This window comes from Photobacterium toruni, from assembly GCF_024529955.1.
GTDB classification, from domain to species: Bacteria; Pseudomonadota; Gammaproteobacteria; order Enterobacterales; family Vibrionaceae; genus Photobacterium; species Photobacterium toruni.
The window spans coordinates 98,124-110,456 of the sequence record NZ_AP024856.1; the positions used below are offsets into that span (position 1 = coordinate 98,124).

Annotated in this window: 10 protein-coding genes; 3 read left to right on the top strand and 7 right to left on the bottom strand. The window is 38.1% G+C overall.

Going from position 1 to position 12,333, the window contains the following annotated elements:
- Positions 1-358 precede the first annotated feature (358 nt).
- From OC457_RS19735 to OC457_RS19760, 6 genes are all read right to left on the bottom strand, one after another.
- Positions 359-685, bottom strand: coding sequence for a hypothetical protein (locus OC457_RS19735; RefSeq protein ID WP_080176490.1), 327 nt, complete (start codon positions 683-685; stop codon positions 359-361).
- Positions 685-1,422, bottom strand: a complete 738-nt coding sequence (locus OC457_RS19740; RefSeq protein WP_080176489.1) for a DUF2931 family protein — start codon at positions 1,420-1,422, stop codon at positions 685-687. Before OC457_RS19740 ends, OC457_RS19735 begins: the two co-directional genes overlap by 1 nt.
- Positions 1,423-3,516: a phospholipase effector Tle1 domain-containing protein gene (locus OC457_RS19745; protein ID WP_080176488.1), complete on the bottom strand. Its 2,094-nt coding sequence runs from the start codon at positions 3,514-3,516 to the stop codon at positions 1,423-1,425.
- Positions 3,513-4,286 (bottom strand): DUF4123 domain-containing protein, encoded by a 774-nt coding sequence (locus tag OC457_RS19750; protein WP_080176487.1) that lies wholly within the window; start codon positions 4,284-4,286, stop codon positions 3,513-3,515. Before OC457_RS19750 ends, OC457_RS19745 begins: the two co-directional genes overlap by 4 nt.
- The gene (locus OC457_RS19755; protein ID WP_080176486.1) at positions 4,286-6,316 is read right to left on the bottom strand and encodes a type VI secretion system Vgr family protein; all 2,031 of its coding nucleotides are present in this window, start codon (positions 6,314-6,316) and stop codon (positions 4,286-4,288) included. Before OC457_RS19755 ends, OC457_RS19750 begins: the two co-directional genes overlap by 1 nt.
- A gap of 109 nt (positions 6,317-6,425) precedes the next feature.
- Positions 6,426-6,944, bottom strand: a complete 519-nt coding sequence (locus OC457_RS19760) for an Hcp family type VI secretion system effector (protein WP_080176485.1) — start codon at positions 6,942-6,944, stop codon at positions 6,426-6,428.
- Positions 6,945-7,367: 423 nt separating this feature from the next.
- On the opposite strand from OC457_RS19760, the gene OC457_RS19765 reads away from it, so the two are divergent.
- Positions 7,368-7,970 carry a recombinase family protein gene (locus OC457_RS19765; RefSeq protein ID WP_080176484.1) on the top strand — a complete coding sequence of 201 codons (603 nt, stop codon included), beginning with the start codon at positions 7,368-7,370 and terminating at the stop codon, positions 7,968-7,970.
- A gap of 273 nt (positions 7,971-8,243) precedes the next feature.
- On the opposite strand, the gene OC457_RS19770 is transcribed toward OC457_RS19765, so the two are convergent.
- Positions 8,244-8,762 carry a hypothetical protein gene (locus tag OC457_RS19770; protein ID WP_080176483.1) on the bottom strand — a complete coding sequence of 173 codons (519 nt, stop codon included), beginning with the start codon at positions 8,760-8,762 and terminating at the stop codon, positions 8,244-8,246.
- Positions 8,763-9,533: 771 nt separating this feature from the next.
- Between OC457_RS19770 and OC457_RS19775 the strand changes: the two genes are divergently transcribed.
- Positions 9,534-10,685, top strand: coding sequence for a leucine-rich repeat domain-containing protein (locus tag OC457_RS19775; RefSeq protein ID WP_210436117.1), 1,152 nt, complete (start codon positions 9,534-9,536; stop codon positions 10,683-10,685).
- A 990-nt stretch (positions 10,686-11,675) separates the two neighbouring features.
- Positions 11,676-12,218, top strand: coding sequence for a hypothetical protein (locus tag OC457_RS19780; protein ID WP_080176482.1), 543 nt, complete (start codon positions 11,676-11,678; stop codon positions 12,216-12,218).
- The last annotated feature ends 115 nt before the right edge of the window (positions 12,219-12,333 follow it).

The window sequence follows — 12,333 nt, forward strand, 5'->3', positions numbered from 1 at the left end:
TGCGTTCAAGCTGAATTTTTTGCAACAAGCCCTTGTTAATGATGTTACCCGATCCTAAATTCTCACTTTTGGTGCTTTTCGCAAGCTAATTACTAAAAAAACAGGGTTATTCATCAGTTTATAAATTTGGTAATTATTACAGATGTTATGTTAAGTTAGTGGTTAAGTGCGTCGATCTAACTAGATATTAACAAAAAAGTTAATAACAGTGATTCATTGAATGAGTGGTATAGTTTTATCTAATTTAGGAACGTCGTTATTATTCCAAGCATTGCCATTTGCGACTTATGGGCTTGTTGCAAAAAATTAAAACAAAGAAAAAAGCTTTGCTCGTAAGCAAAGCCAAAATAAGGGATCATTATTTATTTTTCTGGGGCTCTAATGGCGTACTACGATAATCATTACCCGCTAAAATATCATAGTGAATTACGGTATCATCTTTAAATTTGGAAAAATCAAAGTAAACAGTTCTTCGAGCAGCACTTTTTTTAGTCGAAATATTGACATCATTTGCAAAGATTACGCAGCTAATATAGTCTTTCCACGTACCATCTTTGTAATTATTCCTAACAACATTGCATCTTTTGGCCTTAATTTTAGAATCAAGCTTGATTGGCTTATCATCTCTTAATATGCTCGGTGAGATAGTTACCACCTTACAGAACGCTGTAAGGCGATAAGCCATTATTGAAGTTGATCTACAGTATAATTCTTCGATGTATATATCTTATTTACCTTATCCCAAGGGATCGGGACTAGTGTTGCATTAGCTTTTTTAGCTCTTTTTAAAACAGAATTTCTAGTCTGATTATGATCGGAATAAGTACTCCCATTATAATCAGTATTAGGCGTCGCGATGGGAGATAGCTCTGTGACATAAGTATATTTACCACACCCCTCTAACCATACTTTTACTTGGCCGTTAGGTAGAAAACCAAAATCAAATGTCGTTTGGTAGCAAGAGCGACGAATACCATCAGCTTCAACTCGGTTTTGTTTTTTATACATCAGCACTTTCATTTTTGGCGTGACATTTAGTTCTGTGATATAAAATTTTGCATCAAACAAGGATGTCCAATAGAGCACTATTTTATCGGGTAAATGGTTGGTGTATTGGACTTGTCTATATCCACCCATAGTCGCAAAAGCTAAGGGTAATCCATAGCCATCATAATTGGGTAGAAACTCTTTCACGCGTTTTAGGCCACTGACCGTCATAAACTGACTATGAGTATGTAAAATAGAAGTCCAATCTTCTGTTTTATTAATACCATAGGCTTTGGTGACTCTTACTGGATAAAATGATGGCATGGCATAAGCCACCGTCCAATCAGGTACCTCATCAGGTACTCGTTCTTTATTTATCACGCCACATCCACCCAGAAAAAGGGAGAATATCACTGTTGATATAATGGTTTTCATTTACTGTCCTTGTTTACATTCAAAAATTTCACGAAGAGCGATACTGCCATCGTCCTTATAAAATTGATGATTAGCTATCCCACCATCTGCTGAATGGTGAATAAGGTCGTTATCCATAAAATCTTGTAAGCGTTTATCGTTACACAGCGATTTTACAATCTTATCTATTTCACCATCTTTAGCGGCATTTAAGATCGTTTCGCAATATTGACCAAAAGGTATAGAGCCAATTGTTTGTGGAACAATGTAAGTTGGAAAATCTTTATTATTCCAGACATCACCATCTTCGATTTTATCATCCAATGGCACACCATAATAGCTCGCTAAACCAAACATTAAGCGTAAATACAAGCGGGATAATTCGCCATGAGCCACGCGTCGATAATACAGTTTGGTGGTAATTTGCTTTTGATCACCACTCAAGGGGGTGATATCACTTTTGACTGTAAAATTTTGGGCTTTCCAGCCCATAGTAACTTCTTTTTCTTGGTGCTGTTTAAGGTCGTCTTCAAAACGTTTTTGGGTTCTTTTGAGTTCAAAATCAAAGAAACGGCCTCTTTGAGTCAGGGTTTTTATGCACTTATTCTCTAGTAATGGTAATAAGTACCCTTTATCGAGTGCGGCAGATGCATAATAACCGCCGCCAATATCAGAGTGACAGCCAGGCACTTCAAGCTCGATAAAATTTGACGCGGGATTGAATTTATTTAAACAAAAATTATAGCGGTATTCCGCTTTTCGGCTTGCGGTTAAATGAACCGCATGCTTAACACGCGCAGGGTCTAGCCATAATCGTACATTTCCTGTTTTATCATTGTGGGGAGATGTATCAAATGTTGCGAAGTCGGTGATTGCCGCTACCGTATCAAATATTCCTGCAAAAGTGATTTCACAAGAATGGTTGTGTTGCCAGTCAAAGTTAACTGCAAAGTTAATATTGTTATCTTGGCAAGCTTTAATCATTTGAGTCGCAAACTTCCCTTCTTTACCTTCTAACACAAGGTTAATAAAATGCCGTGCCGCCGCCGCACCTCGACTAAAACCCCATACGTCTAATTCAACTTTTTTAATACCATCATATGCATCAAAAACATCTAATATTCCAGAGTGTATATCCTTTAAATTTTTACATAATTGTTTAATCCCTGTCTCGGATTTTTGGGTGACACCATAATCACCAATGCCAAGCCCTTGTCCGAGAAATACTCCGCGCAGTAATGATTCATCAGCGGGGGCGATATCGGTACTGTTACCTGTACCAATCCCTGTGATGTACTCACCGTGATAAAAAATCCGTTCTTTTTTATTTGGTGTCATTATTGTTGGATAACGTTCAAACAGCTTCTGAATATTGGTATGCTCATTGGCGGCACTACCTGTAACTTCATAAACTTCAACACATTGGTTTTCGTCAGGTTTGTTTTCAATAGGAATTCGAAACTTTTCATGTTGAGGGTATTGAAAGCAGTGGTCATCTAAATCTTTAATGGGAATACGGCCGTTGTGACTCGCTATTTCAAAACGAGATTTCCACAGTGGGGTGAATCTTTTTATCTGCTCTAGCCCCCAATCTGAACTATAAGTATTATTTCCTGTGCCGTCGAAAAACAGACCAACACGAAGTGTAATGTAATTAAAACCTTTTACTTTAATCACATAGCTGGCATTCGTGATTAAATGAACCTCGCCTCCAGCCTTGGCGATATGCTTAGGTGGCAATGTTTGAGTGGATTCTAATTCAACAAAATCTCCCGTAGTGGCCGTGATTAATTGTTTGGTAGCATTGTTATGTCCTAGCGATTTTAAACGTTGAATGACATTATCTGGCTCACCATCAAGAGGGGTGCGTTGTTGTAACTCTTCTAACCATGTCGCATTATCAAACACAATTGAAACTGGGCCGGAAGCAAGTGACCTCAACACAACAGGCTTATCTGTAAGCTGTATGATAAATACAGTGCCTGATGCATCGGTTAATCGACCACTGATGTTTTTAAAAGGAACGTTATGCTCGTCCACAAACATTAACTCAATCCAGTATTTCATTTTCTCACACGGAATACAGAATGGACTTGTACCTGTTGGGCTACTCATGAGATTTTCCCTAACCAATGTTGTAGTTCTTGTTGTTCATCAATGTCTAAATGTAATCGCTCAATGACCAGAGTGAAGGATATTTGGGTCTGTTGTATTAATTGAGCGATCACCCAAAACTCCAAAGACGCTTTTTTTATCAACGAGCTACCTTGGTTAAATAAGAGAGTTAAATCAGATTCTGTCTTATTCAGTTTCGCCATTAACTCTGGAATAGTTTGCCAAAGTCGTCGTGAGACACAATAGGCGTGGTTGTTGATGTTATACAGCTCAGTAAAGTCATCATTTTCAATTATCCACCACGGCGCTTCTTGTAAAGAAAACCGCTCTGGGTAAGCATTTTCAAAAAGTGTATATTTCCCAGAGATCATCACATAAACCCGTTGTGCAGCCCCCAGTAATTTTGCCTGTCTTTCTATAGAACTGTTGTAATAAACCGCATTAAAAATATGAGGGTCATAAAAACGAAACATCACGTTTTCACCTTGATAACCCGCTAAGAGCAAGGAGCGTAAATGGGCAATAAGTGTCTGATATGATAGCGACTCAAATAGAATACCTTTAGACAGTAAAGATTCATCTAGATGAGTGTGATTGTCAGTGATAGGGATCACCCAAGGGGAGACGTCGACCAAATCATAAAAAGGTTGAGAGGCAAACAGGGGCTCAGCGCCTTCTAGATAGCTCGCTCCATTGTGTAACACTGCTTTATATGTATCGTGATTAATGAGCCAATATAAAGGGAGATTATTTTCTATTTTATTCAACATTAACTTTGCTCCTCTAGAGGACAGGTTTTCACCATAGGAACATTAGCTTTTTCTGCTTTCATGAATGCGGTAATAGAAACTATAGCTGTAGGTATTAATGCCACAGCAGCTTCGACCGCACCAGGTAATAATGGCGAAACACCCGCATAGCCAGAGCCGCTGCCTGCACTCCCTCCTGAGTTTAAATTCACTGCCGTCCCGACCAATGACACACCCGACGCGTCTATTTTGATAAAGCTACCGCCTGCTTTTAATGTAATTTCAGCACCAGCTTCAATCACAACTTTATTACCGGCTTTAATATGAATCTCATTCCCCGCATCGACTAATATCGCTTTACCTTGTTTAAGATGCAAAGTGCCATCGATCATCAATGTTTGATCACCTTTAATATGGTGACGACTTTCACCATCAACCGTTAAATGATCATTCATTTTTATCTGGGTAAAGCGCTCATTTTCTACATCAAGGTGTAAATCATGTTTAATGTTATCGGTACGGTCATTTTCAACTAAGACATTGACATCTTTTTGCGCTCGAACGTAAATTTCTTCTTTACCTGCTTGGTCTTCAAAACGTAGTTCGTTATAGCCATCACCTTGATGAGTTTCAGTGCGTAAAACAGTACGTGTTTTGTGGGCGGGTAACTCATAAGGGGGTTGGTTCGTCGCGTTATAGGTGCGACCTGTAATAATAGGCTGATCGGGATCGCCTTCTAAAAAGTCAACGATAACCTCATGGCCAACACGAGGCAGGGCAACCATACCATATTGGCTACCCGCCCAACCTTGAGATACTCGCACCCAACAACTCGCGTTATCATCACTGTTACTGTAACGATCCCAAGGAAATTGAAGTTTGACTCGCCCAAATTCATCACAATAAATCTCTTCACCTTCGGGGCCAACAACCAGCGCGATTTGTGGGCCATCAACGGTGGGTTTGGCATTAAACGGCGGGCGCCAAGGACGATGAGCGGCAATGACAACAAACTCATTATTATAGGTTGTTGCGCCTTCACCACCGGCTTCTTCTAATGCTTGGGGTTGAGTGCCAACATGGGTGACAGCGATGATCAACCAATCACGATTACAGGTTTCATCATCATGCTCTTGCAGCGTAAATTTCACGCCGGGAAGAATAGTGGGTACATTACTTTTGGCATTCGCGGTCTGGGCATCGCGTCGAAGAGATTCAATTCGAAACTGCACAAAAGGTTTACCACTGGCATCGTCTTTATAACGACCTGGGTAATCAAAATGCTCATACGTGGCTTGTTGATAATCTGCTTCTTTAGCTGCTGATGTTTGCAAAAAACTATAAGCCGGCTTTTTAAAGCTGTAGTCTTTTAGCTGAGCGGATGATGAACTAATTTGGGTGTTACGCGAAAAAGTTCGAATAAAAGGCACGCTACTGCTACCACCACTGCGGCTATTGTAAGCTAGGGGCTCAGCTAAACGGGTTACTGTTTGGGTATCGTCACTAAAGATAAGAGTATTTTTGTTATTGTCGTGATTGAAGTAATAAAAAACCCCTTCTTCTGCGGCAATTCTATCGATAAAGGCTAAATCACTTTCACGGTATTGCACGCAATATTCACGCTGTACTAATTGGCGGCTGATTGCAAAACTATAATCATTAATGCCCATTTCTTGCAACAAGATAGAGATAATTTCTGGCACTGTTTGTGTTTGAAAAATACGGCTATTTTGACGCAAGGCTAACCGCGCCAAAGGTGGTACAAATTCAACGTGATAGATTGTGTGGCTATGGCCGGTATCGCCCTGAGTGAATTGGCGCACAATACCATGCCATTGCTGTTGTAATTCACCCTGCTGCCAAACTGTCAGAACCGCATTACGATCAATAGTTTCAAGCGGCGTTAAACTGGGATTGCGGCTGGCTAAATCGATTGTAAAAGAAAAAGGTAAAGACAAAGTGTCGTTGCCTTTAAATTCAGTCACAGCAAATGTTGATGCATCAAGTCCTTCAACCGTGAAGGTAAATTGTAATCCTGTTTGTTGTGCCATGATGTTACCTCAATTAAACCTATGCTAAAGCGATGAATGAATGCCTTAGCACAGGCATAAACGACAAAAGCCCGCACTGGAGGCAGTACGGGCAATAATTATTTGATTCTTACGCTTCTAGCGGGGCGCGCCAGTCATCAGCACCAGATGTGCCAGAAACCGTGTGATCCCAATTAATTTTGCGGTAAGCCATTGAGATTTCGATCAGCTGAGTGAAATCAGCTTTGGTTGAATCTTGGCAATGTGGCATTTGATTGTCGATATTCACAATTGTTGCATCAGTTAATGTGGTTGTGAAGTAATGCTCTTGCTTACCTTCAACAGAAGTGCGGTACCACTTAAGTTCAACCGTTGGCAGCATTTCACCAGAAGCCAATGAGTTATACATTAGCGGTACGGCTTTGTTCAATGCCACGGTGAATTTGAAAGGCTTATGGACACGCTGACCAGCAGGTTGACCTGATTGTGGATCAGTTGGCACGGTTACAATGTGCTTAAACTCTTGCACCAGCATCTGGTCTTCATGACCTTCAACATAAATGTTACCGACAGAATCAGCGGTAAATGAACCCGCAGTGATGTTGCCCTGAGTGCGACCTTGGATAGAAATATAACAAGGAGTTGGCATTGTAATGTCCTAGTTTAATTAGAAAAACGTAGAGATAACTACGAAAACGCATCTAATTAAGCAGGTTTTATGCCAATCATTAAGCTATTGATATTAATGTGATTTTAAATACTCTCATCAGAATCAAGCAGGTTATTGCCTAAGTTAAGCAAGAACTTGCCCACTGAGCGATAATTTGCCCGTAAAAATATATTTGTTGAATGTTAAATAATCTAAATATTCCGACTGATAGATAATTATAAATTACGTTAATTGAATATGAATGAGCATGTTATCTAAATGATGATGGCACTAATATTTTTAGGGTATACTCCAATGAAACCAGTCCACTTTAGCTCTCACCCCGCATTGTATCATTAAAGAAACCATCTATAATAAACCGATTAAAGAAACCAACTTAAATTGAACCAATAGGTGATGATAATGCTGATCCGTGCTTACCTTCGTGCCTCAACTACCGAGCAAGATGCCCAACGGGCAAAAGAAGAACTCAAAGCTTTTGGGGTGAAGTTTAATCATCGTATTGCGGGTTATTACATCGAGAACCAATCTGGTATCAAACTTGAACGTCCAGAACTCAACAAGTTGATCGAAGATAGTGAAACCGGTGATGTGTTGCTGATTGAAAAGATGGACCGTCTAACACGTTTACCCTGGGGAGAATGGAAAACCTTAAAAGCACGCATTATGGCCAAAGGTTTAGTGATAGTCGTAGCCGATCAATCGATGACTCATACCGTGTTCAGTTCTGGCGAGCAAAACAGCATTACTCTGGCCTTAACTGAATTTATGTTGGATTTAGGCGCGGCCATGGCCCGTGATGATTATGAAACCCGTCATAAGCGTCAAGCACAGGGTATTGAGAAAGCCAAAGCTGCTGGTAAATATCGTGGCCGCCAACCTAATTTAGCCTTACATCAGGATATTTTAGATCAACTCACATTAGGTCGTAGTTATTCGCAGATTCAAGAGAAGTTAGGCTGTAGCCGGGCGACAATTGCGAAGGTAGTAAAGATTGATTTTTAAATGACTTTTTTCGTTATGGAAATACGACAAACATAAGCATGAATTAGACTAAGTCAGACCCCACCAATATAATGGTGGTTTGACACCGAATGAATCAGCATGCAGATTTAATAATGAATACAAACCTGTGGCCAATTTTACTTGACCACTACAGTTTTCTTGGTAAGGGCTTTGTAATACTAATAAGTAGTTAAAAGTAAATTACTTATACCTAAGTCATTGATGTTTAATCAACACAAAACTAAAAATTCACGATAACTTGTTTCTTGGTACTTACTTAAATTTAGCATGAGTTGCGCAATCAACTTCGACAAGTTTCACTTCGTTACAAAACCTTGAAGTTTCACCTATGCCACTCCAAAATTTTTCATAATGCCTTTCACCTGAAAAAGGGTTAGTTATGGCAATAATCGATTCTCCATTCCATGTGCTTGGTAAACCTGAAGGAACGTAACATTTATTAGGGCTCAGAGTTTGCTTAAATCTACTCTTATTCACTATCTCTGACGCCCCTCCTCCATACCATTTGCATAATACAAGAAAATCCAATGGTTGGTTTGCTGGGAGGGCATAAGTTGGAGAGAGAGATGCAAATAATGGACTTTTTTCACCATTTACAGCATAAACAATATATGAACCCCACTTATTAATGTTACCTGCAATTTCAACCCGAGCGAAATTACCAGACTGCAAATCAACAGGAAGACCGTCAAATGTCGTATTATCAGCACAACCAGACAGAACTACTGTAGCCAGAATCGTAACCGCAAAATTTTTTAGTTTATTATTCAATTTATTTTCTCTGATTATATGTAACTTTACTAATCCATAAAGCTATCCATGCCACTTCAGGTTTATTTGTTTTAAACCTTTAACTAGAGCTAATATTTCTTTTTGATGTAGTTTAAGATTAACAACCTACAAATAAAATCACCAATAAGCATAAGAAACCTATAGCCTAATCCAAATTGGCATATTAGTTTACAATATAATACAAACTGTTGTATATGATTTAAGGAGGATTAATTGTAAAGGTAGAAGGCCCTTATACAAAGAGGAGTTGAGGTATATCCTTTTTATTATGTTTCGTATGCTTTGAATTATTGTGTGCTAAATATACCGAGTGCATATTTGGTCATCAACACCAAAAGTACACAAAATAAGTGGTATTTATCTGTATGCAGTAGGGCATGATTAAAAGCATACGGTATTTTAAGGGAATACGGGCTAGGGGCGTTTATTGTGTTGAAGTGGTGATTTGTGAATTAGGTAACATGGTTAACAAAATAACAATGTGGGTTTACCTCTGTTTTCACTTAGGGAAACCCATTAAAACACCGGCTATTCTGTTCGTTTTGAATGAATAGCGATCACGTAGTGCGGGATAGATGCATACTGTTAAATAGGGCCGTTTTTAGTGAAAATTAATATAGGTGTCGAGTGCATGGGCTTTTCTAAATCTATTCTGCTCGTTTCATGTAGCAGAGTGGCAAAATAGTTAGCTGAAAGTGGTTGAGTGAGGATATATTTCAACGATTAATGATTTGTTTATTGTAGGAAATAATGAAGAAATTATTAATCTTCATTTTCAATGATGCTTTTCTTAATAGCAAGCAATGTTCAAATAATAGCGAGACGATAAAAATGAGCCAACAACATACTCTTACATTGGGTGATGTGAAATTTTATGTAAGTACGGGCATGATAGAAAAATATACGACCATTTATAAAAACATTGTTATACCTGATGATTTTGACGGTATCTCTGTAACTTCTATCGGGTCTTATGCGTTTTCTAATAATAAGGTAACGAGCACCATCCCTAACTACATTGCTTTTATTGGGTCTTATGCGTTGCCTAATAATTACTTAACAAGTGTGACCATCCCTAATTCCGTTACTTCTATCGGGTTGGAGGCGTTTTCTTTTAATGCATTAACAAGCGTGACCATCCCTAACTCCGTTACTTCTATCGGGGATGGGGCGTTTTCTAATAATTGCTTAACAAGTGTGACCATCCTTAACTCTGTGACTTCTATCGGGTCTTATGCGTTTTCTTATAATGCCTTAACAAGCGTGACCATCCCTAACTCCGTTACTTCTATCGGGGATGGGGCGTTTTCTTTTAATCGCTTAACAAGTGTGACCATCCCTAACTCGGTGACTGAAATAGGGAAACATGCGTTTTTTAGTAATTACTTAACAAGCGTGACCATCCCTAATTCCGTTACTTCTATCGGGTTGGAGGCGTTTTCTAATAATCACTTAACAAGCGTGACCATCCCTAACTCCGTCACTTCTATCGAGAGTGGTGCGTTTTTTAATAATTACTTAACAAGTGTGACCATCCCTAACTCCATTACTTCTATCGGGTCTTATGCGTTTTCTAATAATTATTCAACAAGCGTGACTATCCCTAACATTTCTATCGGGTCTGATCCGTTTTATAATAATGACTTAACAAGCGTGACCATCCCTAACTCCGTTACTTTTAATCGCTTAACAAGCGTGACCATCCCTAACTCAGTTATTTCTATTGGGGATGATGCGTTTTCTAATAATCACTTAACAAGCGTGACCATCCCTAATTCGGTGACTAAAATAGGGAAACGTGCGTTTTCTAATAATCACTTAACAAGCGTGACCATCCCTAACTCCGTTACTTCTATCGGGGATGATGCGTTTGATGGATACGTAATAATTACAAGAATTTAATTCCTCTGAATTAAACATAACACCCGCTATATAAATTTAAGAAAGGTAGCTATTGGCAGCCTTTGTTGTATCTGGACGTTACCGCGTATCTGTCGGATCGCATTAGATGGATACTGTTAAATACAGCTGTTTTTAGAGAAAAGTCATGCTAGGTGTCGAGTGATAGGTCTTTATGGTCTTAAAATCGATTCTAGGGACGATTTGACGGATGTTTTGGTTGCATCAGATTGATCAGTGATTTATGGCGAGATTGATTGATAAAAATAGGCAGATTTATTTTAAATCTAAGACATAAGGTCGCTTAGGCGGCCTTTGTTGTATCTAGTTGTTACGTGGTTTCGTCTCTGTCTCAGATCACATAAGATGCATACTGTTAAATACAAATGATTAAAATGAATTATAGTATTTACTCCATAGTAATTATTGATGTTTAGGTTATTTAATCTTATTAAACAATAAGATAACCAATAGAGATAGTTTTTACCTATCAAATGAATATCATCGATCGGTATAAACATGGTTTTTTTTAAAGTGTATTGTAAGCCTTGTAGTTCGTTTTTTTTTGTTAACCTACAACTAGGGTTGAAAGTGTTTATTTGAATCAATAGAGGCTTTTATGGTTTCAAATAGAGCTATAGATGAGGTGATTAAGATGTTTTTATTTTAAGACGGTATCGCTTTTAATTTATCTTCCTCTGTTCGCGATGCATATTGAATTTCAAAGTTTAATAGATAACAATTCATCTGTTAGCTGTGGTGGCTAACTCAAAAATTATAGATTTATTAGCTGTGGTGGCTAACTAATCGATGTTGAAATGCATCAACAAAAGACCTCGCTTTTATGATTTTAAGCGGGGTTTTTTTGTGCTTTAATTTTATTAGTGGTTATGTTTTGCGCATCAATAAGTTAATGATATAATACCTGTGTACCTAACCAGTACATATTGAGTTTAACCAACTCGAATAAAATTAAAATCAAAGGTATAAATTATGCTTAAATTAACAAATAGCTATACCCCTGCCGTATCTCGCCAGAAAATGTATGATCTCTTTGTAGATACTCCATGCTTATATCAAATTGCGCTTAATCTAAATGATACAGATATAATTGTATTAGCTGCTTTATGCGATGGTAAATCAGTAACAAACTCTGATTATTATATTGGTGCTGATTACTCGATGATAAGATTATCTGCAATAATTGGTCGATTGCGACGTAATTTTCCTATTTCTGCAATTGAAATTAATTGTTTAAATGAAATCAAAAAGCCAGTAAAGCGCAATAAGTACATTATAACTAAAGATAGTTTGGCTGATTTACTTAGTGATCCTTTAAAGGTTTTATCTGAATGTGAATGTTTAGCATCAAATAAGAAAGATACTAGAGAGAAGCAAGATATAACTCGGTTTATAAGACGTCATGGTGAAGCTACTGCGTTTAAACATTTCTTCAAGCAAGCGTATAGCCATAAATCATTAACATCTGAGCAATTAGATTCGTTGTTTGGAAAAATTGATGAAATGATTAGTTAATAATTAAGTTTGATATGAAATGACCGTCCATCGAGGCGGTCTTTTTGTATCTAGAAATGACAGCGTATCTGGTGTTTTCTTTCCTTTGAAAGCTATTGTATATGGTATGATTTTA